Origin of the sequence: Lentibacillus halophilus (assembly GCF_039522485.1) — a bacterium.
Taxonomy (GTDB): domain Bacteria; phylum Bacillota; class Bacilli; order Bacillales; family Amphibacillaceae; genus Lentibacillus; species Lentibacillus halophilus.
In genome coordinates, this window is the sequence record NZ_BAAADM010000054.1 from 1 (window position 1) to 26206 (window position 26206).

Here is a 26206-nt window from a genome sequence, read left to right on the forward strand (position 1 = left end):
TATAGACTATATTCGACATAAAGCAATGAAATTCCTAGTACAATTTGACTTTTTCACCGGACTTCTAAATATCCCCATCCTAATTTATCAAAGGCATAGACGATATCGGAAACAGACTGAAATACGAATTTTCTAGCTATGTTTTTTCCCATAAAGTAGAGCAATGTATTTGCTTGATGACCGAATACATCGGGCAGTCCGATATAGCGGACGATATCATAACCAGCCCCAACTGTATGAAATTCCTCGAGCGTTGTAATCGGCAGTGGAGTTTCATGATTTTTTGACATGGGTGTCATCCTTTCCAAAGTGAGCATGAATCTTTGTCGTATGTTTTCATCATTATTATCAATGGAAATCAACGTGCGTGCAACTGCTTTTTTCTCGGAAGGATATATTTATCACATCGTTTTCTTGACGGGTCTCATAGATAGAAGTACAATAAATATGTCATAAATGATACATTTTTTGGGCAATGACTAATAGAAGGCTTTGTCGAAAGGGTGTACCGTATCCAATTAACATATCATTTTTGAGGGGGGTAACGCATGGTCGAGCACCGCGAGTTTTTTTACCGCAGGCTCCATTCTTTGTTGGGAGTTATTCCAATTGGAATCTTTCTCATTCAGCATTTGGTTGTGAACCATTTTGCTGTTTATGGTGAAGAAAGCTTTAACAAAGCGGCATCATTTATGCACGATTTGCCGTTTAGGTTGGCATTGGAAATAATTGTTATCTTTTTGCCGATTTTATTTCATGCCATTCTCGGGGTTTACATTGTCTTTGTGACTAAAAGTAACACAAAACGTTATGGTTATTTCCGTAATTGGATGTTTGTACTTCAACGGATAACCGGTATCATCACCTTCGTATTTATTGCATGGCATATTTGGGAAACACGTGTGCAGATCGGCTTAGGAACGGAGGACCTGAATTATAATCTGATGGAAGATATTCTATCCAACACATTTATGTTCTGGTTTTATATTGTCGGTGTTATTTCAACAACGTTCCACTTTGCGAATGGACTTTGGAGCTTCATGGTAACATGGGGCATTACACAGTCACCGAAGTCGCAAAAAGTTGCTACATACGCCACACTGATTGTTTTCTTGGCCCTTAGCTATATCGGTGTACGGGCACTAATACAATTTGCTTACGGAGTTTAATATAACAATAAGGAGTGAGCATTTCATATGAGTAATCGAAAAATCATTGTTGTCGGCGGCGGGTTAGCCGGTTTGATGGCAACAATAAAGGCTGCAGAAGCAGGCGTGGAAGTTGACCTGTTTTCCATTGTACCGGTAAAACGTTCTCACTCTGTTTGCGCTCAAGGTGGTATTAATGGTGCGGTCGATACTAAGGGCGAAGGAGACTCACCATGGATTCATTTTGACGACACGATTTATGGCGGAGATTTTCTTGCCAACCAGCCACCGGTAAAGGCTATGTGTGAGGCTGCGCCAAAGATTATTCATCTATTGGACCGGATGGGAGTCATGTTCAACCGGACACCGGAAGGACTGCTCGATTTCCGACGTTTTGGCGGGACACAGCATCACCGTACAGCATATGCTGGCTCCACAACAGGCCAACAAATGCTGTATGCACTGGATGAGCAAGTTCGTCGCCATGAAGTCGAGGGTCTTGTTAATAAATATGAGAATTGGGAATTTATTGGTGCTATTACCGATGAGGATCAGGTTGGACGCGGGATTGTCGCTCAGGATATTCGGTCCCATGATATTAAATCTTTCCCGGCCGATGCTGTTATCCTGGCTACCGGCGGACCGGGAATTATTTTTGGAAAATCAACCAATTCGATGATTAACACCGGCTCAGCATCAAGTATTCTCTATAATCAAGGTGCTAAGTATGCGAATGGCGAATTTATTCAAATTCATCCCACAGCAATACCGGGCGATGACAAACTACGCTTGATGAGTGAGTCCGCGCGTGGCGAAGGCGGTCGTGTTTGGACTTATAAAGATGGTGAACCATGGTATTTTCTTGAAGAAAAATATCCGGCATACGGAAATTTGGTGCCGCGTGATGTGGCAACACGCGAAATTTTTGATGTTTGTGTTAATCAAAAACTCGGTATCGATGGAAAAAACCAGGTTTATCTTGATTTGTCCCATAAAGATCCAAAAGAACTTAACGTTAAACTGGGCGGCATTATGGAAATTTATGAAAAGTTCGTTGGTGATGATCCACGCAAAGTACCAATGAAGATTTTCCCTGCTGTTCACTATTCAATGGGTGGCATCTGGGTTGATTATGATCAGATGACAAGCATCCCGGGAATCTTTGCTGCCGGCGAATGCGACTATACACAACACGGTGCAAACCGCCTTGGGGCCAATTCACTGCTTTCATCGATTTATGGTGGATCCGTTGCCGGACCAAGTGCTATCAATTATATTGAAGGATTGGACAAACATGTGGATGACATGCCGTCCAAATTATTTGATGACCGCGAGAAAGAAGAGCAGGAACGTTTTGAAAACCTGATGAAAATGGATGGAGACGAAAACGCCTATCAAATTCATAAAGAATTAGGCGAATGGATGACTGATAACGTAACCGTTGTACGTCACAACGATAAGTTGAAACAAACAGATGAAAAAATTAAAGAATTGATGGAGCGATGGAATAATATTAATATCAATGACACGTCCCGGTGGAATAATCAAGGTGTCATGTTCACACGTCAGTTGGAAAGTATGCTTCATCTGGCACGGGTTATAACGAATGGCGCCCTTAATCGAAATGAAACGCGCGGTGCTCATTACAAGCCCGAATTTCCGGAACGTGATGACGAGAATTTCTTAAAAACAACCATTGCTCAACTGGATAAATCGAATGAACCGCATATTACGTATGACGATGTGGATGTTTCTCACATTCAGCCACGCAAACGTGATTACAGCAAAAACAAGTGAAGGGAGTAAGTGATGATGGCTGAACAAAGCACTGTTACATTTATTATCACCCGTCAGGACAGTCCGGAATCTTCTCCTTATCAAGAGACATTTAACATTCCGTATAAAAGAAATATGAACGTTATTTCCGGATTGATGGAAATACGTCAAAACCCTGTCAATGCAAATGGAGAAAAGACCTCACCCGTCCAGTGGGATATGAACTGTTTGGAGGAAGTTTGCGGAGCCTGTTCCATGGTCATCAATGGAACAGCGCGGCAATCTTGTGCGGCGCTTATTGATGAACTTGAGCAACCCGTTCGACTTAAGCCAATGAATACATTCCCGGTTGTCCGGGACTTATTCGTTGACCGTGAGCAAATGTTTGATTCGTTGAAGCAAATTAAGGCCTGGATTCCGATTGATGGAACGTATGATCTTGGTGAAGGACCACGGATGCCAGAGAAAAAACGGCAATGGGCATATGAATTGTCAAAATGCATGTCATGCGGTGTTTGTCTGGAAGCTTGTCCAAACGTCAATGACAAGTCAGACTTTATTGGACCGGCCGCTTTGTCACAGGCCCGTCTGTTTAATGCTCATCCCACAGGTGAAATGAATAAGAGTGAACGATTGGAAGGACTCATGGAAGATGGAGGAATCTCCGGCTGCGGTAATGCACAAAACTGCGTACAAGTTTGTCCTAAGGGTATCCCGTTGACGACATCTATTGCTGCTATGAATCGTGCAACTAACATTCAATCATTTAAGAATTTCTTTGGTAGTGATCATGCGCATTAAACTAGCAATCTATGAAAGAAAGGCCCTTGCCCCATGGTAAGGGTCTTTCTTATTTTGGGTGTCAATGGTGATAATAAATTATGCTTGACGGGTGGGGGACTAATGGTGAATCTGGATGCGGATTTCGGAAAACCTGTGCCATTATCGGAACAGGCAAAAAACAATCTTCTTTACTATTAAACGTAAATAAATAGTGTGGGAAGACTCCCACACTATTTGGAAGCTGTACCTCACCTAGAGTTGTAACTCCCCCATGCGAAGCAATTCCACTACAGCTTGTGAGCGCCCCTTAACACCTAACTTCTGCATTGAGTTGGAAATATGGTTTCGAACAGTTTTTTCAGATATAAACAGTTCCTGGGCAATTTCTTTTGTTGTTTTATCTTGTACTAGAAGATCAAATACTTCTTTTTCACGTTTTGTGAGCAGTTGCTTTGGTTTGTAGTTGCTGTCCTTCAAATGATAACCCCTCCTTGCTATCAAAGAGCTGCATATGAAGGGTGAATTATTTAGTCACTATAGTTTATGACATCACATGTAAACGGTGAGCACATTTTTCGATCATTATTAATAATATAACAATGCCACCAATTACGTGTTTAGGATCTGAAATTTATGTATACCTCTACAAACCAATAGTTATTAAATTATGATAAAGTGTTACTGTACAGAAAAAATGGGTCGAGCGTCCATAAAAATGATGATGCGACAAAGATCAAGAACAAACAGCGGGGAAGAGGCGATAGATTTGAACAAAGCAATTGGGGTTATTGATTCTGGTGTTGGCGGTCTTACAGTGGCTTATGAACTGATGCGGCAGCTTCCAAAGGAACAATTGATTTACTTGGGGGATACCGCACGATGCCCGTATGGACCAAGGGTCAATGATGAAGTGAGAACATTCACCTGGGAAATGGTTGACTTTTTAATGAAAAAAGATATAAAAATGCTTATCGTTGCGTGTAATACAGCTACGGCTTTTACATTAAATGAACTGAAGTCGAATATGTCTATTCCGGTGATCGGCGTTATTAAGCCGGGGGCACGTGCAGCGATCAACGAGACAAAAACGAATCATATAGGTGTTATTGGGACAGAAGGAACCATCAGGAGTAATGCTTATACAAAAGCATTGAACGACATTCATGCCGGCCTCCAAGTTCAATCCCTTGCTTGTCCATCATTTGTTCCTATGGTCGAGCAGGGAATGCTCAATGGTGAGCAAGCGGAAGCAATGGTTACACGCTCGCTTTATTCATTGACACAGCAGGAGGAATTGGACACGTTGATTCTCGGATGCACCCACTATCCTCTTATCAAACATACGATTCAGCACGTTATGGGAAGAGACGTTGCCATTATATCATCAAGTGAGGAGACTGCCCGAGAGGCAAGTACTATTCTGGAATTTCGCAATCTCTTATATAAAGGCCATAACACCCCATTTCATCAATTTTACTCGACGGGTCAGATGGAGGTATTTGCGACGATTACAGAAGAGATTTTCAAAGAATTTATTGATCATTTTCACTCGGTAACCATTGAAAAAGCTATTCTCTAATTGAAATCGAATCAGATTGCAATTTTTTTAGAAAGGTTGGTCTAAATCTTTGCTGCGCTCGTATATATAATAGTACAAACCATCGTAGGAGGGAAAATCATGCGAAAGCGCAGTCTATTGATTATTAGCCTGGCAATAACGCTTGCTGTTATGTTAACCGGGTGTTTTCAGGGCGGACAATCCCTGAATAATGAAGAAGAAATTGATCCGCCGAAAGATGCTGAAGCGGTCCACCATAACGATTCTACCGGTGAACAAAATAGTGACGAGGGTGAAGAAAAAGCAGATATATCCTCCGATACAGTGGAAAGACAATTGTATTTAATGGATGCGGATGGCATGATAGCACCACAAACATTGGAATTGCCACAACCGGAATCAAAAGAGGTGGCTTCCCAGGCATTGGAGTATCTTGTTAAGGATGGTCCGGTCACGTCGCTTTTGCCGAATGGGTTCCAGGCGGTGCTGCCTGTCGGGACAGAAATACTTGGTTTGAACCCAACGGATAATGGGCAAATGGTTGTCAATGTGTCTGACGAGTTTACAAATTATCAGAAAGAAAATGAATTAAAAATATTGCAGGCGATGACACACACGTTGACACAATTTAAACAGGTGGACGGCATGAAGCTGCAAATTGATGGACAACCTCAGGATACGATGCCTGTCAATGGCACACCAATTGGAAAAGGTGTTTCGCGGACAGATGGTATTAACCTTTTACAGCCGGACAGTGTGGATTTGATGAAGAGTGAACCGGTTACTTTGTATTATCCTTCTGTCCAGGGCGATAACCAGTACTTTGTTCCGGTTACGCAATACGTAGATGTAAGCGATCAAAATATTTATGGTTCGATGATTAACGCTTTATTGGATGGCCCCGATTTCAAAACCAATCTACAGCATGTCTTCAATAGCCAGACTAAGCTGGCGAACAATCCTAGCCTGCGAGATGGTGTTCTGGAAGTGATGTTCAGCCAGGATGTGCTTCAAGACAGTAAAAAACAGGATGGAAATAAACCTGTTATTTCCGACAAAGTGATGGAATCAGTTGTCCGGACATTAACACAGGACGAAGCAGTGGAAGCTGTAGAAGTGAAAGTGGAAAATATTGAAACACTTTTTAATGAGAATGGAAAACCATACAACGAACCGGTGACAAAGCAGAAATTCATGGAAACAGAGAAGCTTTAGATAAAAGAACAAATTGATTTAAATATGAGAACACGTTTGTTTTACTAAAATATCGGTATTATGTTAAATGGTGAATGCTGCCAGAACTGCTGTATTCTCGTACGAGACTGTTCCATACAGTCTTTTTTGTGTCAGATGATAAAACATGTGTCACTGGTTAAAATATGTTAAGATGAGCTTGGATGTATTGTGGGCTGTCATACCTTCCCGACTGTGCATGATGATAAGGGGGTGAACAGCCCTTTATTTCTTAATTTATTTCACTAAGTGGGAGGAAGCCCCTTCATTAAATAATGCTCACCTTATCATAAGGAGGTTTAAAGTCATTGCGAAAGGACAATCGAAAAACGAACGAATTACGGTCCATTTTAATGACATTGGATTACATAAAATACCCTGAGGGTTCGGTACTGATTGAATTTGGGGATACAAAGGTGATATGCAATGCCAGTATTGAAGATCGTGTTCCGCCATTTATGCGGGGACAGGGAAAAGGCTGGATAGCAGCTGAGTATGCAATGCTTCCACGGGCGACAGAAAAACGGAATATACGCGAGTCCTCCAAAGGTAAAGTGGGCGGCCGAACAATGGAAATACAGCGGTTAATCGGGCGAGCACTGCGCTCTGTGGTTGATTTGAACCGAATCGGAGAACGGACCGTTTGGGTCGACTGTGACGTTCTTCAGGCGGATGGCGGGACACGAACGGCTTCCATAACAGGGGCATTTGTAGCCGTCGTGCTGGCATTTGATCAATTAATAAAAGCAGGAAAGATAAAAAAGATGCCTGTCACCGATTTTTTGGCAGCGATTTCGGTTGGTATTTCCTCAAATGGCACCGAACTACTTGATTTAAACTATGGCGAAGACTCTGAGGCCTATGTTGATATGAATATTGTTATGACAGGTGAAGGTGAATTCGTTGAAATACAGGGAACAGGGGAAGAAGCAACATTTACCACCAATCAGCTGCAGGCTATGCTTGGACTCGCTTCTGACGGGCTGAAACGAATTAATGATATACAAAAAGATGCTCTTGGTCAGGCTGCCGGTAGCATCGGTGAGACGAAAAAAACAAAGGAAGACACACCATGAAAGAAATGATTATTGCTACGAAAAATGCCGGCAAAGCCAATGAATTTAAGACGTTTTTAGCTGACTATCAAATAGGCGCGATATCACTACTTGATTTGGATAGAGACGTGGATGATATCGACGAAACAGGGATTACCTTTGAAGAAAATGCGGCTATAAAAGTTGAACACATAGCAAACATGATGCAACGGCCGGTTTTGGCGGATGACTCCGGGATCGAGATTGATGCATTGCACGGCAGACCCGGTGTTTTTTCGGCACGCTATGCTGGTGAACCGAAAGATGATCAGGCGAACGTAGAAAAGGTATTACAGGAATTGGAAGGGTTGGAAGCATCGGAACGAACAGCACGGTTTGTCTGTGTATTAGCGGTGGCTATTCCAGGCGAAGAGACCATATTTAAGCGAGGCACTTGCGAAGGAGTTATTGCTTTTTTACAAGCAGGTGCGAATGGATTTGGTTACGACCCTATTTTTGTGCCAAGCGGTTACGACAGAACTATGGCCCAGCTTTCGTCGGATGAAAAAAATGGAATCAGTCACCGAAAAGATGCGATCATTCAGTTGGGTGAATGGTTGAAAAATTGGAAACAAATGGGGGGGGCGTATGCCGGAAGTACTGATTATAAGTGACAGTCATGGTTCGACGAAAGAGCTTAACGCGATTAAAGAGCGTCATTCACCGGAATTGATGATTCACTGCGGTGATTCCGAATTAGATATGGATGCTCCGGAATTGGACGGATTTATTAAAGTGGCAGGCAATTGTGATATGGATACAAGATTCCCTGAAGAACAAACAAGCACTGTCAACAGTCTCAATTTTTTTATTGCGCACGGTCATTTGCATCAAGTTAAAACCAATCCGATGGTGATTGCATACCGGGCAGAAGAGGTGGGAGCTAACGTCGTATGCTTTGGGCATACTCACACAGCAGGGGCCGAAAAATTGGGTCAACAATTATTGATTAACCCCGGCAGTGTCCTTCTGCCGCGCGGTCGCACTGAAAAAACATATGCCATTATGACATGGGATACGTTAGATGCCATTTGTGTCAACTTTTTCACTGTTGATGGTAATCACATAGAGAAATTGTCACGGCAAATATCTTTATCGTAAAATGAGTAGGCAGGGAAATCGGAATCACAGCCGATTTCCTGATCCCTTAGAAAAATATCTAAAGGTTGACAAATGATGATAAAGTAGATATAATTATTTTTGTCCGTCTATTAACATAGAAAAATGCGGGTGTAGTTTAGTGGTAAAACCTCAGCCTTCCAAGCTGATGTCGTGGGTTCGATTCCCATCACCCGCTCCATACATACCTATGTCCCAGTAGCTCAGTAGGATAGAGCAACAGCCTTCTAAGCTGTAGGTCGCAGGTTCGAATCCTGCCTGGGACACTCAGTTGAGAAACCTGTTTGACAGTAAATAGGTTTCTTTTTTCTTATTAAATGTAAAACGGAAGGGAAAAACGGGTTATATTCCCCTTGTCCCGGGAATTATGATAAGTAAACTGACGTTCAACTATAAAATGTAGTTTTTATCCTCGCCTTCATGTTGATGCCTGCGGTGGGGGTATGATAGCTCATTAATGTGTTTAAAAGGAGTGAGCAAATGGCCGAGAATTCCGAAAACGTCATTCTCTTTCCAAAGTGGCGGGCAACGCTAGAGGAAGAAAGTCTTCAAGCATTAAAAGAAACGCGATTCGACGAAGCACTTGTAAAACTGAATCAATTGCTTGATTACGGTGTACGCGATCATGAAATTATGATAGGCCGGCTCATATGCCTTATGGAACTGAATCGGTATCATGAAGCCCAGGATTTTTGTGAAGAGTTGCTTCTCGCTCCCGACGAGCATTATTATCAATATGTACATATGTATTTAACGGTTTTATTTCATACCAGTCAGTATCAACTGTTGATGGAACAAATTGAAAAGGAACTCGCCTCACATACGATTCCAAAAGAGATGGAAGACCCATTCACGCAGCTTTATGATATGAGTCGGAATCTACAAAAACAATTACGAGTGGAAAAGTCATCCGAATACATCGATGAATTGTTAAGATCTGTAAATGAACAGGATCACCGGAAACAGTACAGGTTGATTGAATACATGCGTACTATAAAAACCAATCCAACCCAGGATCTGCTTTCGCTATTACGTGACGACCAGGTTCATCCAGTGGTTAAAACGGCGCTATTGATATGGTATGAGGAACAGGAAATAAATGATAAAATGATGATCCATAAGTTAGGGGTGCAAATGGAGGTGAATCCATCAGAGCTGACACCGCTTGATTCGCATCCGGTGCTCAAACAGACCCGTCTTATCATTGGTGATCTGGAACAGGAAAACCCATCGTTGCACACATTAATCGATGAACTTATGTATCACTACTTTTATGTGAGGTATCCGATCATTCCGGGGGTTGCGCATGTTGAACACATAGCCCAGGCATTGATTAATATCGGTGAGGATTGTTTGAATATACATATGCGAAAGACAACAGAAGGTAATCAGTTAATAACAACTTATATGGAAGACATCAACATGTGCAAGGCATTATACGCAACCATAATGGATGCATAACCATAAGACGGGAGTGCCCGAAATGCTTGAAAGGCACAGTATATATGTTATAATGAGTTGGTTGCAAATTTGATCTTTATATGTATAAATTATTGTAGAAATTTCAAAACGAATTATAGATTTTGGAGGGTGTTTTATGTCTGCACAATGGGAAAAACAAGAGGGCAACCAAGGGATTCTGACAATACAAGTTGATGCTGAAGAATTTGATCGTGCTTTGGACCAAGCTTTTAAAAAAGTTGTAAAGGATGTTCAGATTCCAGGATTCCGCAAAGGGAAAGTTCCGCGTAAAATCTTTGAAAACCGTTTCGGTGTGGAGTCACTGTATCAGGATGCTGTTGATATCGTGCTGCCGGATGCTTATTCCAAGGCTGTCCAGGAAACAGGGATAGAGCCGATTGAACAGCCGGACGTTGACATTGAGGAGATTGAGAAAGGAAAAGATCTCATTTTTAAAGCAACCGTCAATGTTAAGCCTGAGGTTGACCTTGGTGATTACAAAGGTTTGGAAGTGGAAGAGCAGTCCGTTGAGGTAACGAATGAAGATGTTGACCAAGAACTTGAAAATCTGCGCGAACAGCATGCGGAATTGGTTGTAAAAGAAAGTGGTACAGTCGAAGAAGGCGACACCATTGTATTGGACTTTGAAGGATTTATTAACGGAGAAGCATTTGAAGGCGGTAAAGCGGAAGATCATTCGCTTGAAATTGGATCCGGCCAGTTTATCCCGGGTTTTGAAGAAAAATTGATCGGCATGTCAGCAGGAGAAGAAGCTGAAATTGAAATCACGTTCCCTGAAGATTATCATGCAGAGCATTTATCCGGACAACAGGCTGTTTTTGAAGTGACAATTCATGATATTAAAACAAAAGAAATGCCTGAATGGGACGATGAATTTGCCAAAGACGCTGATGAAGAAGTCGAAACCCTTCAGGAATTAAAAGAAAAGAAAAAAGATGAATTGCAAAAGCAACAGGAACAGGATGCGGAAAATCAAAAGCGGGAAACATTGATTGAAAAAGCATCGGAAAATGCAGAGGTTACGATTCCGGATGCCATGGTAGAGAGTGAACTTGATCGTATGCTGCAAGAATTCGAACAGCAACTGCAAATGCAGGGAATGACCTTGGATATGTATTATCAATTCTCCGGTCAGGACAAGGATGCGCTAAAGGATCAAATGCGGCAGGATGCAGAAAAACGCGTTAAAACGAACTTGACGCTGGAGGCCATTTATTATGCTGAGAATCTGGAAGTGACAGATGAAGATGTGGATCATGAACTCAGCAATATGGCGTCCATGTATGGTGTGGATGTCGATCAACTGAAACAAATGCTCGGCGGGAACACCGATGCCTTGAAAGAAGAGCTGAAAACGCGTAAGTCCATTGAATTTCTGGAGGAACACAGCACAGCTGTTGAATCCGAATCTGCATAACCGAACCATTGTCAACGGGAATGGTTTTAACCATGAAGAAACGAACGTCAAACAAGGTGCCAAATTAGCACCTTGTTTTGCATTATCCCATCCTTTACTTTAATACCACACCCTGTGCCCATCATTAATTTTAAGTTATGTATCCAGTTCAACTGTCATAAACTGATTGAAGAAACATCTGTCTGCTATTACATGATACATAACGTTAAGAAGCTGTTGCGTTAAAAGCAGCCACAATAAATCAAATGGATAACAAGAGTTATTGTTTTGTTTTCTCGATTTGATTTGATATGATGACGTTAAGTTGAAAAGTGTAGGGGAACTACTGGCAAGCAGATTTGACCTTTTAGGAGTGAATATCATGTTTAAATTTAGTGAGGAAAAGGGACAGCTGAAATGCTCATTTTGCGGCAAAAGTCAGGATCAAGTCCGCAAATTGGTTGCCGGGCCGGGCGTATATATATGTGATGAATGTATCGAACTTTGTACAGAAATCGTGGAAGAAGAGCTTGGTACGGAAGAGGAAACAGAATTCACAGAACTTCCGAAACCGAAAGAAATCAATGAAACGTTGAATGATTATGTCATTGGCCAAGATACAGCCAAGAAGAATCTTTCAGTAGCCGTTTATAATCATTATAAACGCATAAATGCACCGAAGAAAAATTCCGACGATGTTGAATTGGCTAAAAGTAACATTGCCATGCTTGGACCAACAGGATCCGGTAAAACGCTTCTTGCTCAAACACTGGCCAGAATACTGAATGTTCCATTTACCATGGCGGATGCAACGTCATTGACCGAAGCCGGTTATGTCGGCGAAGATGTGGAAAACATTTTGTTGAAACTGATTCAAGCCGCTGATTATGATGTGGAAAAAGCGGAAAAGGGTATTATTTACATTGATGAAATCGATAAAGTTGCCCGTAAGTCAGAAAATACGTCAATCACTCGCGATGTGTCAGGTGAAGGTGTACAACAGGCATTATTGAAAATCCTTGAGGGAACTGTTGCGAGTGTGCCTCCACAGGGAGGACGCAAACATCCGCACCAGGAATTCATTCAAATTGATACAACAAACGTATTGTTTATTGTCGGCGGCGCATTCGATGGTATCGATCAGATTGTGAAGCGCCGGTTGGGCAAAAAAGTTATTGGATTTGGTTCCGAGGACAAACAAGAGGATTTGGATGAAAGCGACTTGCTTGAAAAAGTGCTTCCCGAAGATCTTCTTCGCTATGGGCTGATTCCTGAATTCATTGGAAGGATCCCGGTCATTGGCAGTTTGACACCGCTGGATGAGGATGCACTTGTTGATATCTTAACTCGACCGAAAAACGCATTGGTGAAACAGTATGAAAAACTGTTTGACATTGATGAGGTCGAACTCGAATTTGAGGAAGGAGCACTTCGGGCAATTGCTCATGAAGCCATTGAACGAAAAACCGGAGCGCGCGGTCTGCGGTCCATTATTGAAAGTACCATGTTAGATGTCATGTTTGATCTTCCTTCCCGCGAGGACATTGATAAGTGCATTATTACCAATGAGACAGTCGAAAATGAAAATGGAAAGCCGAAACTGGTGTTCCAGGACGGCACTGTTCAGGATGAAAATGAAAAAATACCCAAAGAAAGTGCTTAACGAATTAGATTGAAATAAGTGTTCCGGGACTGACATTACATTTGACTCCTTATTTACCGTGAACGTAGATGGAGCTGTCCAAATGTTGATGTCAGTCTCTTTCTGTATTATCTGCAAAATCAGTCAGCAAACCTTCACAGAATACGTTTTACTTTATCTTCTGTGAGTAGTATTGTTATATGAGGCAATACTAAAAAAGCTATTGATATTTACAAGCATATCTTTTTTCTATAAACTTTACAGAATGAACACCTGCTGTACAGAAATTCCAGTAACAATGGAGGTACATATCGTTATGGCAACAGAATCTACCCAATTTCCTCTCCTTCCATTGCGCGGATTACTTGTTTTTCCATCGATGGTTCTGCATTTAGATGTGGGCCGGGATAAATCCGTAGCTGCCTTGGAAAAAGCCATGATGGATGAAGAGACCATATTCCTTGTCTCTCAAAAAGAAGTGAGCATGGAAAACCCTGAACCCTCAGACATTTACAGGGTGGGAACCGTGGCCAATGTCAAACAGATGCTCAATCTTCCGAATGGCACCATGCGTGTTTTGGTTGAAGGACTTTATCGGGGAGAAATCACCGAATTTATTGATGAAAACGAAGCATTTACAGTTGAAATTAAGCAGCTGGAAGAGGAACACGCTGAACAGGATGAAGAAGAAGCACTAATGCGTTCATTGCTCAAACAATTTGAACAGTACATAAATGTCTCAAGTAAAATTAATCAGGAGACACTATCAACCGTTTCTGATATTGAAGAACCAAGTAGGTTTGCGGATATCGTTGCATCCCACTTGTCCCTTAAAATTAAGGATAAGCAAGACCTATTGGAAATTGCCAATGTCAAAGACCGTCTGCAACATTTGCTCCATCTCATGTCCAATGAGAAAAAAGTGTTAGATTTGGAGCAAAAGATTGGTCAACGTGTCAAAAATTCCATGGAAAAAACACAAAAAGAATATTATCTACGGGAGCAATTGAAAGCTATCCAGAAAGAATTGGGAGAAAAAGACGGAACATCCGGTGAAGCGCAGCAACTGCGTCAAAAAGTACAGGCCTCCACTATGCCCGAGAATGTCGCTGAGACGGCTAAAAAGGAACTGGATCGGTTTGAGAAAGTGCCGCAAAGTTCTGCTGAGAGTTCCGTCATCCGCAATTACATTGAGTGGCTTCTCGCACTTCCATGGACTGAAGAAACACAGGACAGAATAGAAATTAACAAAGCCGAAGACATTTTGGAAGAAGACCATTATGGCCTTGAAAAAGTAAAGGAACGTATCATTGAGTATTTAGCGGTTCAAAAACTAACCGAATCCATTAAAGGCCCCATTCTTTGTCTTGTCGGGCCGCCTGGTGTTGGAAAGACGTCATTGGCAAAGTCTATTGCCCGTTCTGTTAATCGTCATTTTGTCCGTATCTCTCTTGGTGGTGTTCGTGACGAAGCTGAAATTCGTGGTCATCGTCGCACATATATCGGAGCTATGCCTGGTCGAATTATACAGGGAATGAAAAAAGCAGAAACAGTCAATCCGGTGTTTCTTCTGGATGAAGTGGATAAAATGGCCAGCGATCTCCGCGGTGATCCATCAGCAGCTATGTTGGAAGTGCTGGATCCTGAACAGAACAGTCAATTCAGTGATCACTACATTGAAGAGACATACGACCTGTCGAACGTGCTGTTCATTGCCACAGCTAATTACGTTCAAAACATCCCCGGACCATTGCTTGACCGTATGGAACTTTTAACAATTGCAGGTTATACCGAAGTAGAAAAGCAGCATATTGCTAAAGAACATTTAATCCCAAAGCAATTGAGGGAGAATGGTTTGAAAAAAGCCAATCTGCAAATTCGTGACGATGCCTTAATGAAACTGATCCGAACGTATACACGGGAAGCTGGCGTGCGCAATTTGGAACGACAATTGGCAACGTTGTGCAGGAAAGCAGCTAAGAAGATTATTTCCGGTGAGAAAAAACGGGTCATTGTAACAGAAAAAAGCTTGGAAGAACTGCTCGGAAAGCCGCTTTACCGTTACGGGCAAATGGAAGATGAAAATCAGGTTGGTGCTGCAACCGGTCTTGCTTACACAGCTGCCGGAGGCGATACATTGTCAATAGAGGTTTCTCATTATCCGGGTAAAGGAAAACTGACGCTTACTGGCAAACTCGGTGATGTCATGCAGGAATCGGCTCAGGCTGCCTTCAGCTATATTCGCTCAAGGGCAGAGGAGTTAAAGGTGAATCCAGACTTCCATGAAACCTATGATATTCATATTCATATCCCGGAAGGCGCTACACCGAAGGATGGCCCTTCAGCAGGCATAACAATGGCGACGGCTCTTGTTTCCGCATTAACCGGAAGAGCAGTTCGAAACGATGTCGGCATGACCGGCGAAATGACACTGCGGGGCCGTGTGCTTCCTATCGGCGGACTGAAAGAAAAATCGCTCAGTGCGCACCGGGCAGGAATTACAACGATTATTATACCGCAAGAAAATGAAAAAGATATAGAAGATATTCCAGAAAGTGTTCGGGACGGTTTGACGTTTATAAAAGTGACTCATTTGGATCAAGTGCTCGAACACGCATTAACGGAGGAGAAACATGAAAGTAACGGAAGCTGAACTGGTTATAAGTGCCGTCGGTCAAGATCAATATCCGAATGACGATTTGCCGGAGATCGCGCTTGCCGGTCGTTCCAATGTTGGAAAATCATCTTTTATTAATCAGCTTATCCAACGGAAGAGTCTGGCCAGAACATCATCCAAGCCAGGAAAGACACAGACAATCAATTTTTATAAAATAAATAACATGTTTTATTTTGTTGATGTACCAGGCTATGGGTATGCTCAAGTGTCCAAAACGGAACGGGAAAAATGGGGTGTCATGATGGAAGAATACTTTGACACACGACAATCCTTGAAAGCATGCGCGATGATTACCGACCTACGTCATCCACCAACAAAAGACGATGTTCAGATGTATGCCTTTTTGAAACATTATGAACTTCCGGTCGTTGTGATAGGGACGAAAATGGATAAAATCGCCAAGGGCAAGCGGGCCAGCCATTTGCAGCAAACCATCCGGACGCTGCAAGTGGGGACGGATGATACGGTTATTCCTTTTTCCGCTGAAACCGGAGAAGGAAAAAAAGAAGCCTGGCGGATGCTTAGCCAATATATGAACCATTAATAATATCCCCTTCCCGTCGTAGGGAGGGGTATTTATTGATATACTATAACTATGTATAAAACATACATTGCAATAATAACAAGGACATTTTCTGACTGAAACAACGATAAAGGGCAATCTGATTCCGCAGTCAAAAAGAAATACTGGTGCCAATCCGATTCACGAGGCTGGATGATTGAACTCAGTCTGAGGCATGTGATACGTTGCCAACAGTTTAAATGCGATCGTTACGAAGATCATTATCCGGACAGATGTTAAATGATGTTCACAAATCGATGCAAATCTGTTGGCAATCTGTGTTACACTAGAGGCAATTGACGTTTCATAGCGTTTTGGGGGTAATAACTGTGCATATTCTTAAAGTTGGCTTTCATTATCAGTCAGCCCCTTTGGAATTGAGGGAACAATTTACTTTTTCCGAAAATACGGCCGATCAGGCAATGGTGACATTGAAAGAGCAAAAGAGCGTTCTTGAAAATGTTATTGTATCGACGTGCAATCGTACAGAAGTTTATGCTGTTGTCGATCAGCTTCACACAGGACGACATTATATCAAACAATTTCTTGCTGATTGGTTTCAAGTGGATAAAGGGGCCTTCTCACCATATTTGCAAATCAGTGAAGGGGATAGTGCCGTTGAACATTTGCTGCGTGTATCCGCCGGAATTGATTCCATGATTCTTGGAGAGACACAAATACTCGGCCAGGTGAAACAAGCGTTTACGACAGCGCAGGAAAAGGAGACAACCGGCACAATTTTTAACGAATTGTTTAAACAGGCGATTACGTTTGCAAAGAAATCACATAAAGAAACATCCATTGGTGAGCATGCCGTATCGGTCAGTTATGCAGCTGTACAACTTGCTGAAAAAATCTTTGGGCAATTGCGGAGTAAAAAAGTGCTTGTTCTAGGTGCCGGAAAAATGGGCGAGTTGGCAGCGCAAAATATTGTGGACGCAGGTGCTTCTGATATAACGGTGATGAATCGTACATTGGAGAAAGCACAGACAATGGCTGAAAAATTTTATGCACGGGCCGAGTCCATTAGCCAATTGAATGCTCAGCTTCAGGACGCGGATATTTTGTTCAGCTCAACCGGTTCGCAGACAGCTGTATTAACAAAAGAAGATGTTGCGTCCATACAGAAGAAACGAAAAGGCAGACCGATTTTCCTGGTTGACATCGCTGTTCCCAGGGACTTGGACGCATCCATTGGCGATTTGGATAATGTGTTCTTATATGATATTGATGATTTGCAGCATATTGTTGATGAAAATTTAGCTGCTCGAAAAACAGCAGCAGAAAAGATCGAAATAATGATTGAGTCAGAAATTGTCGCTTTTGACGAATGGGTACAGACATTGGGTGTTGTTCCGGTTATATCTGCGTTACGCAAGAAGGCACTTGGCATACAATCGGAAACCATGAAAAGCATTGAGCGGAAAATGCCTGATTTAACCGCCCGTGAAAAGAAAGTGCTCAATAAACACACCAAAAGTATTGTTAATCAACTTCTCAAAGAGCCTATAACTCAAGCTAAAGAACTTGCTGCCCTTGATCGTAAAGAAGAAGCGTTGGAATTGTTTGTTGATATTTTCGGAATTGAAGATGAGGTACGTGAGGAATTGAGTAAACAGGTGAAACAAAATAATGAAACAGGAAAAACAGATGAAACGTTATCTTTTCCCTTTGTGAATAATAATCCATCCACCACTCAATAAGAAGAAAGGGTCACCACTATGGATGAAGCAAAATGGTTTTATGAATTGATTCTTATTACGTATGGGCTGAGTCTGGTGGGGTATTTCCTTGATTTTATACAACATAACCGGAGGGCAAACCGAGTCGCCTTCTGGTTACTTTGTATGGTTTGGCTTATGCAAACCACTTTTTTATTAAAACAGTGGCTCATTACCGAGAGCTTTCCTGTTATAACATTGTATGACGGCCTGTCATTTTATGCTTGGGTGCTCATGACGTTTTCGTTAATCCTCAGTAAATGGTTCCGAATACAATCTATGTTATTTTTTATGAACTTATTGGGATTTTTTATTTTATTACTTTATATTTCAGGCAAAGCCAAAGAAGACATGCACATACAGGGTGTGGAGTTCGTTCATGAAATGCTGATCGCACACATATCACTGGCTTTGATATCATATGGTTTTTTCACTGTTTCTTTCCTTCTTTCCCTTATGTATCTCGTACAATATAAGTTTCTAAAGGAAAAAAAGGGATTCCACTGGATATGGAGGCTCGGGGATTTAAACCTCCTGGATGCGATTTCATTCAGGGCTGTCACACTTGGTGTCCCTTTATTGACCATGTCTATTATACTGGGGGTAGTTTGGGCGTATGTGGCCAACGCCGAATTTTACTGGTTTGATTTGAAAACAATCGGCTCGATCCTTATGCTGATTGTCTATATCATTTACTTACTGCTTCGTTTAGGAAAAGGATATCTCGGAAAATCCATCTCCATTTATAATTCAGCGGCGTTTTTATTGTTGCTGATTAATTTCTTTTTGTTCAGCATGCTATCCAATTTTCATTTACAATAGAATTATTGAGGAGGACGCTTGAATGCGCAAAATTGTTGTTGGTTCCAGAAGGAGCAACCTTGCTCTGACACAGACCGATTGGGTGATTGACCGATTAAAGAAGGCTGGGGCAAGCAATGAATTTGAAGTAAAAAAAATTGTTACAACAGGGGATCAAATTCTGAACGTAACCTTGTCCAAAGTTGGCGGAAAACGATTGTTTGTTAAAGAAATTGAAAAGGCCATGTATGAAAAAGAAATTGATCTTGCTGTACACAGCATGAAGGATATGCCTTCAGAAATGCCGGAAGGTCTTGCCATTACGACTATTCCTGTCAGGGAAGATCATCGGGATGCCTATATCGCGAAAAATAATATTCTATTGAAGGATTTGCCCGCCGGAGCTGTTGTTGGCACAAGCAGTCTTAGGCGTAAGTCGCAAATTTTGGCGACGCGGCCCGACCTTGAGATACAATGGATTCGTGGAAATATTGAATCACGCATCCGAAAACTGCATGAAGAGAATTATGATGCCATTATTTTGGCTGTATCTGGTTTGAAACGTGTTGGCTTAAGTGAAGAGCTTATTACCGAGTACTTGGAATCTGATGTGTGTGTACCATCGGCCGGACAGGGTGCTCTAGCCATTGAGTGCCGTGACGATGATAATGACTTGCACGCATTGTTGCAACAGATTAATGATCCCGATACAGAAAAAACGGTGACGGCTGAACGGACGTTTCTTCAACTTCTGGAAGGAAGTTGTTCGGTACCCATCGGTGCGTATGCGCATCTCGAACATAACGCTATTATCATTACTGCCTTTGTTGGAACACCTGATGGTCAAACCATCCTAAAGGAAACTGTCAGAGGAACTGATCCAGAGGCCGTTGGGTCGGAAGTAGCTGAAAAGCTGATCAGCCAGGGTGCCAAAGACATTATTGAAAACGTGAAACAGGAGCTTGATCTTTGATGCCTCCCAAGCTGTATGGAAGAAACATTCTCATTACCCGGGAAAAACAACAGGCGCAGATCTTTTCCGATAAGGTGCTCGAGCGTGGTGGTAACCCCAGCGTTGTACCTCTGTTAACCATTTCATGCAAAAACCATCAGGACGTTATGAAACCTCTTCAGGAGAATACGTATTTTAGCTGGCTGTTTTTCACAAGTGTCAATGGTGTTCACTGTTTTTTTCAGCTTCTAAATTTTTACAACATAGATAAAGCGGTGCTAGCAGAAAGCAAGCTTGCTGCTGTTGGCCAAAAAACGGCCAAAGCATTGGATGAATACGGTTATCAGGTTGATTTTATCCCGTCTGTTTACAATGCGGAAACAATGCGAAATGAATTCAACTATTCGAATACACACACTGATGAACACATTCTTCTTATTAAAGGCAACCGGTCGCGTCGTGTTCTGCCGGATTGGTTCAAAGAGCAAGGGATTCCATTCGAACAAATGGAAGTGTACGAAACAGCCCGCAATGACGCCTCGAAAGACGAACTGAACAGACAATTGCGGTACAATCATCCGGATATTATTACATTTACCAGCCCATCATCAGTTGACGCATTTATGACCTTGAAAGAGACGGCGATATCGGTGAATGCCACTATTGCCTGTATCGGGACAACAACAGGGGAACGGGCACTTGATTTCGGTTTTCGTTGTCCCGTGGTCCCCAATGAATTTACGATTGATGGAATGCTGGACCAAATAGGCCAATATATTGAACAGAAAGGATGGATGGATGATGAGTGAATCATTTAAACGGCATCGCCGACTTCGTTCGTCAGCAGCCATGCGTTCGATTGTACGTGAGAATGAATTAAAGATGGACGATTTTATTTATCCGCTTTTCGTCATGGAAGGAAACGATATAAAAAATGAAGTGCCATCTATGCCAGGCGTTTATCAACTGTCACTTGACAACCTAAAAGAAGAGGCGGATGAATTGCTGTCACTTGGCATCAAAGCTATCATGCTGTTTGGAATTCCCAGTGAAAAAGATGAACAAGGGACAGGCGCTTTCAAGGAAAACGGCATTGTACAACAAGCAACCCGTCTTATGAAAAAAGAGGCTCCGGAATTGCTTATTGTTGCTGACACGTGTTTGTGTGAATACACATCACACGGCCATTGCGGTGTCATTCACCATGAAGATGTGGACAATGATGAATCGCTGAAACTGTTGGCAAAAACAGCTGTGTCACAAGCTGAAGCCGGTGCGGATATCATTGCGCCGTCAAACATGATGGACGGATTTGTTGCTGTCATTCGCGAGGCACTGGATGAAGCAGGATATAACAATATTCCCATTATGTCCTATGCCGTTAAATATGCATCAGCTTTTTACGGCCCATTTCGTGATGCGGCTGACAGCTCACCACAGTTTGGTGACCGCAAGACGTATCAGATGGATCCATCCAATCGACTGGAGGCACTGCGGGAAACAGAATCCGATATTGAGGAAGGTGCGGACTTCCTGATCGTTAAACCGGCCATGTCATTTTTGGATATTGTCCGAGATGTGCGGAATCATTCGAACACCCCGGTCGTTGCGTATAATGTAAGCGGTGAATATTCGATGGTGAAAGCCGCTGCGTTGAATGGATGGATTGACGAGAAAGAACTAGTGCTTGAAAAGTTGACGGCTATGAAACGGGCTGGTGCGGATTTAATTATTTCCTATTTTGCTAAAGATGTTGCAAAGTGGTTATAACCGATTAACACATTTTTCATTGAGGTGATAAACGATGGGAAACATTGATAAGTCCAAACAGGAATATGAAAAAGCAGTCGATCTGATGCCCGGTGGTGTCAATTCCCCTGTACGCGCGTTTAAATCGGTCGGTATGTCCCCGATTTTTATGGATCACGGGAAAGGCTCAAAGATTACGGATATTGATGGCAACGAGTACATTGATTATGTGATGAGCTGGGGGCCGTTAATCCTTGGTCACGCCGATGAACGAGTCGTTTCCAAACTGAAAGAAGCAGCTGAAGGCGGGACCAGCCTTGGTACATCCACTGTTCAGGAAAATAAAGTGGCACAAATGATCATTGACCGTGTTCCGTCCATTGAAATGGTCCGCATGGTCAACTCCGGCACAGAAGCAGGCATGAGTGCATTGCGTGTTGCCCGCGGCTATACCGGACGAAACAAGATCCTGAAGTTTGAAGGTAATTTTCATGGTCATAGTGATTCACTGCTTATCAAAGCCGGTTCCGGTGTTGCAACTCTTGGCTTACCTGATAGCCCGGGTGTTCCGTCGTCCATTGTGGAAAACACCATAACCGTTCCGTATAATGATTCGGAAAGTGTTCGGTATGCCTTTGAAGAATATGGTGATGACATCGCTGCAGTCATTGTTGAACCTGTATCCGGGAATATGGGAGTCGTTCCATCCACAGAAGATTTTCTGCAGGAATTGCGGAGGGTAACGAATGATTATGGCTCCCTTTTGATATTTGACGAAGTGATGACAGGATTTCGAGTCGGTTATAACTGTGCGCAAGGCTATTTTGGTGTCACCCCTGATATAACTTGTCTTGGAAAAGTCATTGGAGGTGGCCTGCCGGTCGGAGCGTATGGTGGTAAACGGGAGATCATTGAACAGGTTGCACCGACGGGTCCTGTTTATCAAGCCGGTACGTTATCCGGCAATCCATTGGCTATGACGGCCGGATACGAAACATTGAATGCTTTGGATGAATCAACCTATGAGGAATTAATCCGGAAAGTGGATCGATTAGTGGAAGGGTATAAACAAGCTTCCATAGATTATGACATTCCGTTGCAGATTAATCGGGCAGGAGCCATGTTTGGTTTCTTTTTCACCAATGAGCCCGTCTTTAATTTTGAAACAGCTCAAAATGCAGATCTCGACTACTTTGCTCAGTATTATCGAGCCATGATTGACGAAGGCATTTTTCTGGCGCCATCACAATTTGAAGCTGTATTCATGTCAACAGCTCATACGGATGAGGATATTGACAAAACCATTCAAGCCGTACGTACGGCCTTTTCCAAAATCGAAACAAAATAGGTTTTCAGTAAAAAAGCTGTTCTGCAAAAGCCAGGGCAGCTTTTTTATAGCTTCGCCGAGAAAAATAGCAGCATGTTTTGTTTCCGTAGGCATATACCATAGGCACCAGACATATAGTTGCAATGAGACATATAAGCATAAGGATTATCGATTGAGGGGAGGAAGACCGTTGGAAAATGATCGTAATGTTTTTCGTTTTGAATTAAACGAATCCCTCTTTTTTGCCAGAGGACAGGAAGTCAGTGACATGATGGGGGTCTCATTGGACCCGGAAATTTCCATAGATTCATTTAGTGATTACATTTCCATCCGGGGTGTGATCGAGCTCAACGGTACGTATCAAAAAGAAACGATAGATGTTGACGAAACAGAAGATCCTTATGATGTAGATGATGATCACGCCCGTAAATACATGGAAAGAGTGAATGATATTGATGATAACCAGGCTGAATTCACACACCGTTTTCCAGTCGAAATTTCGGTGCCTGCCAACCGTGTAACAGATTTGGACGACGTAACCGTTGGTATTGAATCGTTGGATTATGAAATACCGGATGAACAGCAGCTAAAGTTAAATGCAGTTATCGGGATACATGGTATTGCTGATGAGGTCGACGTTACAGATGGAGCATCTTCAGAGGTGGATTCATCGTCACCTCCGAGGGATGATGAAACATTTGCATTTGATATAAAAATGGAAAACGAAGAGGAGAACACCTCAGAAACGCTTCATGATTCGGAAACGGCGCCGATATGGCCTGAGGGATCTGTTGAAGAAAGTAATCAGGAATCAGTCGTGGAAGATATCGGAAACGATGTTCAGGGTACCGCAGATGACGTTCAGGATAACGAGGACAACGCCCAAGATACCGGAGACGACACAGTTAAGAAAGACGATGACACACCAAATGAGAAAGATCGTTGGAAAGGGAAAAAAACACAAACACTGGCTGAATTTTTTGGAACAGAAAACAAGAAAACGTCCGGAGATGACAGTGTGGAAGCTGATGAAACGGATGGACAGGATGATAATCAGGAAAATGTGGATGAATCACCATCCTTAGCAACGATTTCCGAGACAGCTGATGTGGACGAACAAGGCGAAAGCACGGATGCAATCGTGTCTGATGCAGAAGATGTTCGCTATTTGGCGGATATGTTCCGACGTGACGAGGAAGAATCATTCGCTAAAATGCGGCTGTGCATCGTTCAGGAAACCGATACCGTCGAATCGATTGCCGAACGTTACGGTATATCCGCCCTGCAACTGCTGAGACAAAATCATCTGGGAGAGGAAAGTTTGGAAGAAGGACAATTATTATATATCCCGTCGTAAACAGAAACATAAGGCAAAACGTCAAACAGTGGATGTTTTAATCGTTCGCAAATTGGTTGTGGAAATTGACCACTGTTTATTTCCCGCCCACACATGGATTGCTCCACGTTTAGAGTAGGTATAACGTCCTTTTATGCATGAAAGAAACCTTTCTCTGCTCATTCACTGGAGCCATCCGTTATGTGTCTAACTGCGTGGGCATCGTTCTATCTGATCGGCAAGGTGGTGACCTTACTGGTGACAATGATTGAAAAAGTAGCCAACATGTATGGTATCTATCCCCGTTATATGGAGCAAATATCACCTCGTTTATTCAAGGTGAACGACGGGCGCTATGATTACGCATTGAAAAAAAGCAAGCTGACCGAGGAAACGATTCCATTGTGGGAGCATGTATTCCATCAAGCGTATAAGTTGTCATTGAGAGGTGTTTTGCCTGTTTATTTAACGAAGGAATCCAATCTGTATGCATCGGTCGATGGCGTTTGTTATTATATGATGCCGTGGATGCAGCGCTCCGATTTGAATCATGAGCAGCATCTACGCGAATCTTTTAATATGATTGGGGAAATTCATGCTGAAACGAGACAGGCACAGTCACCGAATGCCACCTTGGTCGATGAGAGATTTCGAGATTATCGCAGCCAATGTCAAAACCAGCAGCAAACATTGCTTGACTTTGTACAGCAATTTGAGCAGAACCGATTCATGTCTCCGTTTGAATTGCAAGTGTGCACGGATTATCATGTACTAACCCATGCACTGACAGAGTTGGATAGGCAGATCGACCGTTTCCTGGATGCCTGGGAAGAGGATCATCATTGGAATGTCAATTTGTGTCACGGGCATTTGCAATCTGACCATATTCTTGGTCGGGAGCGTCTCTGCATCGTCAATTGGGAAGATGCTCACTATGATCATGCTGTTACTGATTTAGTCCCATTGTTACAGGAACAGGTTCGTTACTACGATCAGTCGACCGAGAAATTAGCGCAATTATTTTCTTCGTATGAGCAGAAAAACCCATTAACAACTAAGGAATGGCATTTTTTGATGATTCATTTGCTGGATGTTTCCCGATACATACAGCTTGTTACAGACTATCGTTCCGCGCAGTCCAGACACTCTATGATTATGCAGCAACAAAAGCTTTTGCACACCCGACGTCAATTGCAACTTGGTTTGGATTGGTCTCTTTCTGCAAATAACGATAGTGCGGATGATCAAGAATATCCCGATGAATCTTAAATCCATTCGAAATAAAAAGCAAAGAAAAGACCGGCGAAAAACCCTGTCAAAAATACATCCAGTGATGTTGGGAATAATAATGTACGAATCAATTGAAAAACCAATATGGGCAGAGTTATTTTTTCAATAACAATGATGCAGCGTCTTGCCCACGGTGGTAGTCGGTAGCGGTAAAAACGTGCCATATTTTCTTCACCTCTTCCATTTTGTATCATTGTATGCATAACTGGATGGCTTTTGTGCTTATGTGCAATGAGTGACATAACAGTTGATTTTACCGATTATAAACGGTAAAATGTAATAACATAAACGACATAGCACAAATGCAGCAATAAGGAATAGTAGGCAATGACTGCCCAGAAGAGAGGGAATGCTGGTGGGATTTTCCCGGGAATGGTCATTTCTGAAGTCGCCCTTTAAGCAGCTTCTCTGAAAGAAAGTAGGAGAATGCCGGTATCACCGTTAACGATCAACGAGTGCATAAATAATGATTGTTTATGAACAAAGGTGGAACCACGGAAAGCAAATCCTTTTCGTCCTTATAACAGGACGGAGAGGATTTTTTATTGGTGAAACAGTTT

At 42.4% G+C, this 26206-nt stretch carries 24 protein-coding genes, 2 tRNA genes and 1 other annotated feature; of the genes, 23 read left to right on the forward strand and 3 right to left on the reverse strand.

The window, feature by feature from the left end:
* Positions 1-53 precede the first annotated feature (53 nt).
* Positions 54-290: a DUF2507 domain-containing protein gene (locus ABDZ72_RS09680; protein WP_343752614.1), complete on the reverse strand. Its 237-nt coding sequence runs from the start codon at positions 288-290 to the stop codon at positions 54-56.
* Positions 291-548: 258 nt separating this feature from the next.
* Between ABDZ72_RS09680 and ABDZ72_RS09685 the strand changes: the two genes are divergently transcribed.
* The 3 genes from ABDZ72_RS09685 to sdhB are packed head-to-tail and all read left to right on the forward strand — an operon-like array spanning position 549 to position 3725.
* Positions 549-1169 (forward strand): succinate dehydrogenase cytochrome b558 subunit, encoded by a 621-nt coding sequence (locus ABDZ72_RS09685; RefSeq protein WP_343752616.1) that lies wholly within the window; start codon positions 549-551, stop codon positions 1167-1169.
* Positions 1170-1196: 27 nt separating this feature from the next.
* Positions 1197-2945: a succinate dehydrogenase flavoprotein subunit gene (gene sdhA, locus ABDZ72_RS09690; RefSeq protein WP_343752618.1), complete on the forward strand. Its 1749-nt coding sequence runs from the start codon at positions 1197-1199 to the stop codon at positions 2943-2945.
* A 15-nt stretch (positions 2946-2960) separates the two neighbouring features.
* Complete coding sequence (gene sdhB / locus ABDZ72_RS09695; protein ID WP_343752620.1) at positions 2961-3725, forward strand: succinate dehydrogenase iron-sulfur subunit; 765 nt, start codon at positions 2961-2963, stop codon at positions 3723-3725.
* 234 nt (positions 3726-3959) lie between these two features.
* Here sdhB and ABDZ72_RS09700 read toward each other — a convergent pair whose 3' ends face one another.
* Positions 3960-4184 carry a helix-turn-helix domain-containing protein gene (locus ABDZ72_RS09700; protein ID WP_343752621.1) on the reverse strand — a complete coding sequence of 75 codons (225 nt, stop codon included), beginning with the start codon at positions 4182-4184 and terminating at the stop codon, positions 3960-3962.
* A gap of 289 nt (positions 4185-4473) precedes the next feature.
* Between ABDZ72_RS09700 and racE the strand changes: the two genes are divergently transcribed.
* The 20 genes from racE to ABDZ72_RS09800 all read left to right on the forward strand — a co-directional run bounded on the left by racE (position 4474) and on the right by ABDZ72_RS09800 (position 25625).
* Positions 4474-5286, forward strand: a complete 813-nt coding sequence (racE, locus tag ABDZ72_RS09705; protein WP_343752622.1) for a glutamate racemase — start codon at positions 4474-4476, stop codon at positions 5284-5286.
* Between the two features lie 99 nt (positions 5287-5385).
* Positions 5386-6480: a GerMN domain-containing protein gene (locus ABDZ72_RS09710; RefSeq protein ID WP_343752623.1), complete on the forward strand. Its 1095-nt coding sequence runs from the start codon at positions 5386-5388 to the stop codon at positions 6478-6480.
* 326 nt (positions 6481-6806) lie between these two features.
* The gene (gene rph / locus ABDZ72_RS09715) at positions 6807-7574 is read left to right on the forward strand and encodes a ribonuclease PH (protein WP_343752624.1); all 768 of its coding nucleotides are present in this window, start codon (positions 6807-6809) and stop codon (positions 7572-7574) included.
* A complete protein-coding gene (locus tag ABDZ72_RS09720) occupies positions 7571-8206 on the forward strand; it encodes an XTP/dITP diphosphatase (protein ID WP_343752625.1) in 636 nt (211 codons plus the stop codon). Before rph ends, ABDZ72_RS09720 begins: the two co-directional genes overlap by 4 nt.
* Positions 8181-8693: a YfcE family phosphodiesterase gene (locus ABDZ72_RS09725; protein WP_343752626.1), complete on the forward strand. Its 513-nt coding sequence runs from the start codon at positions 8181-8183 to the stop codon at positions 8691-8693. Before ABDZ72_RS09720 ends, ABDZ72_RS09725 begins: the two co-directional genes overlap by 26 nt.
* Positions 8694-8818: 125 nt before the next feature.
* A tRNA-Gly gene (locus tag ABDZ72_RS09730) sits at positions 8819-8892 on the forward strand.
* Between the two features lie 11 nt (positions 8893-8903).
* Positions 8904-8977 (forward strand) — tRNA-Arg (locus ABDZ72_RS09735).
* Between the two features lie 214 nt (positions 8978-9191).
* On the forward strand, positions 9192-10172 hold the full coding sequence (locus ABDZ72_RS09740; RefSeq protein WP_343752627.1) for a DUF3196 family protein: 981 nt from the start codon (positions 9192-9194) through the stop codon (positions 10170-10172).
* Between the two features lie 136 nt (positions 10173-10308).
* Complete coding sequence (gene tig / locus ABDZ72_RS09745; protein WP_343752628.1) at positions 10309-11610, forward strand: trigger factor; 1302 nt, start codon at positions 10309-10311, stop codon at positions 11608-11610.
* 361 nt (positions 11611-11971) lie between these two features.
* A complete protein-coding gene (gene clpX, locus ABDZ72_RS09750; RefSeq protein WP_343752629.1) occupies positions 11972-13252 on the forward strand; it encodes an ATP-dependent protease ATP-binding subunit ClpX in 1281 nt (426 codons plus the stop codon).
* Positions 13253-13547: 295 nt separating this feature from the next.
* A complete protein-coding gene (gene lon, locus ABDZ72_RS09755; protein ID WP_343752630.1) occupies positions 13548-15884 on the forward strand; it encodes an endopeptidase La in 2337 nt (778 codons plus the stop codon).
* A complete protein-coding gene (gene yihA / locus ABDZ72_RS09760) occupies positions 15865-16452 on the forward strand; it encodes a ribosome biogenesis GTP-binding protein YihA/YsxC (protein ID WP_343752631.1) in 588 nt (195 codons plus the stop codon). The genes lon and yihA overlap by 20 nt, the downstream gene beginning before the upstream one ends.
* A 347-nt stretch (positions 16453-16799) precedes the next feature.
* A complete protein-coding gene (gene hemA / locus ABDZ72_RS09765) occupies positions 16800-18173 on the forward strand; it encodes a glutamyl-tRNA reductase (protein WP_343752632.1) in 1374 nt (457 codons plus the stop codon).
* A gap of 18 nt (positions 18174-18191) precedes the next feature.
* Positions 18192-19013 carry a cytochrome C assembly family protein gene (locus tag ABDZ72_RS09770; protein WP_343752633.1) on the forward strand — a complete coding sequence of 274 codons (822 nt, stop codon included), beginning with the start codon at positions 18192-18194 and terminating at the stop codon, positions 19011-19013.
* Positions 19014-19035: 22 nt separating this feature from the next.
* Complete coding sequence (gene hemC, locus ABDZ72_RS09775; RefSeq protein WP_343752634.1) at positions 19036-19965, forward strand: hydroxymethylbilane synthase; 930 nt, start codon at positions 19036-19038, stop codon at positions 19963-19965.
* Positions 19965-20753: a uroporphyrinogen-III synthase gene (locus ABDZ72_RS09780; protein WP_343753710.1), complete on the forward strand. Its 789-nt coding sequence runs from the start codon at positions 19965-19967 to the stop codon at positions 20751-20753. Before hemC ends, ABDZ72_RS09780 begins: the two co-directional genes overlap by 1 nt.
* Positions 20746-21714 (forward strand): porphobilinogen synthase, encoded by a 969-nt coding sequence (hemB, locus tag ABDZ72_RS09785; protein WP_343752635.1) that lies wholly within the window; start codon positions 20746-20748, stop codon positions 21712-21714. Before ABDZ72_RS09780 ends, hemB begins: the two co-directional genes overlap by 8 nt.
* Before the next feature lie 34 nt (positions 21715-21748).
* Positions 21749-23041, forward strand: a complete 1293-nt coding sequence (hemL, locus tag ABDZ72_RS09790) for a glutamate-1-semialdehyde 2,1-aminomutase (RefSeq protein WP_343752636.1) — start codon at positions 21749-21751, stop codon at positions 23039-23041.
* Positions 23042-23210: 169 nt separating this feature from the next.
* Positions 23211-24377, forward strand: coding sequence for a stage VI sporulation protein D (spoVID, locus tag ABDZ72_RS09795; protein ID WP_343752637.1), 1167 nt, complete (start codon positions 23211-23213; stop codon positions 24375-24377).
* A gap of 180 nt (positions 24378-24557) precedes the next feature.
* Entirely contained in the window at positions 24558-25625 is a 1068-nt protein-coding gene (locus ABDZ72_RS09800) for a phosphotransferase (protein WP_343752638.1), read from the forward strand.
* Here the strand turns inward: ABDZ72_RS09800 and ABDZ72_RS09805 are convergent.
* A complete protein-coding gene (locus ABDZ72_RS09805) occupies positions 25622-25810 on the reverse strand; it encodes a hypothetical protein (RefSeq protein WP_343752639.1) in 189 nt (62 codons plus the stop codon). The two genes, ABDZ72_RS09800 and ABDZ72_RS09805, sit on opposite strands and share 4 nt — an antisense overlap.
* A gap of 134 nt (positions 25811-25944) precedes the next feature.
* Positions 25945-26169 (forward strand) — a binding site (T-box leader).
* Positions 26170-26206 lie beyond the last annotated feature (37 nt).

Bases quoted from the DNA above. Each gene is read 5' to 3' on its own strand.
- ABDZ72_RS09680 (WP_343752614.1), bottom strand. From the start codon at position 290: ATGTCAAAAAATCATGAAACTCCACTGCCGATTACAACGCTCGAGGAA.
- ABDZ72_RS09685 (WP_343752616.1), top strand. From the start codon at position 549: ATGGTCGAGCACCGCGAGTTTTTTTACCGCAGGCTCCATTCTTTGTTG.
- sdhA (WP_343752618.1), top strand. From the start codon at position 1,197: ATGAGTAATCGAAAAATCATTGTTGTCGGCGGCGGGTTAGCCGGTTTG.
- sdhB (WP_343752620.1), top strand. From the start codon at position 2,961: ATGGCTGAACAAAGCACTGTTACATTTATTATCACCCGTCAGGACAGT.
- ABDZ72_RS09710 (WP_343752623.1), top strand. From the start codon at position 5,386: ATGCGAAAGCGCAGTCTATTGATTATTAGCCTGGCAATAACGCTTGCT.
- ABDZ72_RS09720 (WP_343752625.1), top strand. From the start codon at position 7,571: ATGAAAGAAATGATTATTGCTACGAAAAATGCCGGCAAAGCCAATGAA.
- ABDZ72_RS09725 (WP_343752626.1), top strand. From the start codon at position 8,181: ATGCCGGAAGTACTGATTATAAGTGACAGTCATGGTTCGACGAAAGAG.
- ABDZ72_RS09740 (WP_343752627.1), top strand. From the start codon at position 9,192: ATGGCCGAGAATTCCGAAAACGTCATTCTCTTTCCAAAGTGGCGGGCA.
- tig (WP_343752628.1), top strand. From the start codon at position 10,309: ATGTCTGCACAATGGGAAAAACAAGAGGGCAACCAAGGGATTCTGACA.
- clpX (WP_343752629.1), top strand. From the start codon at position 11,972: ATGTTTAAATTTAGTGAGGAAAAGGGACAGCTGAAATGCTCATTTTGC.
- lon (WP_343752630.1), top strand. From the start codon at position 13,548: ATGGCAACAGAATCTACCCAATTTCCTCTCCTTCCATTGCGCGGATTA.
- yihA (WP_343752631.1), top strand. From the start codon at position 15,865: ATGAAAGTAACGGAAGCTGAACTGGTTATAAGTGCCGTCGGTCAAGAT.
- ABDZ72_RS09770 (WP_343752633.1), top strand. From the start codon at position 18,192: ATGGATGAAGCAAAATGGTTTTATGAATTGATTCTTATTACGTATGGG.
- hemC (WP_343752634.1), top strand. From the start codon at position 19,036: ATGCGCAAAATTGTTGTTGGTTCCAGAAGGAGCAACCTTGCTCTGACA.
- ABDZ72_RS09780 (WP_343753710.1), top strand. From the start codon at position 19,965: ATGCCTCCCAAGCTGTATGGAAGAAACATTCTCATTACCCGGGAAAAA.
- hemB (WP_343752635.1), top strand. From the start codon at position 20,746: ATGAGTGAATCATTTAAACGGCATCGCCGACTTCGTTCGTCAGCAGCC.
- hemL (WP_343752636.1), top strand. From the start codon at position 21,749: ATGGGAAACATTGATAAGTCCAAACAGGAATATGAAAAAGCAGTCGAT.
- ABDZ72_RS09800 (WP_343752638.1), top strand. From the start codon at position 24,558: ATGTGTCTAACTGCGTGGGCATCGTTCTATCTGATCGGCAAGGTGGTG.
- ABDZ72_RS09805 (WP_343752639.1), bottom strand. From the start codon at position 25,810: ATGGCACGTTTTTACCGCTACCGACTACCACCGTGGGCAAGACGCTGC.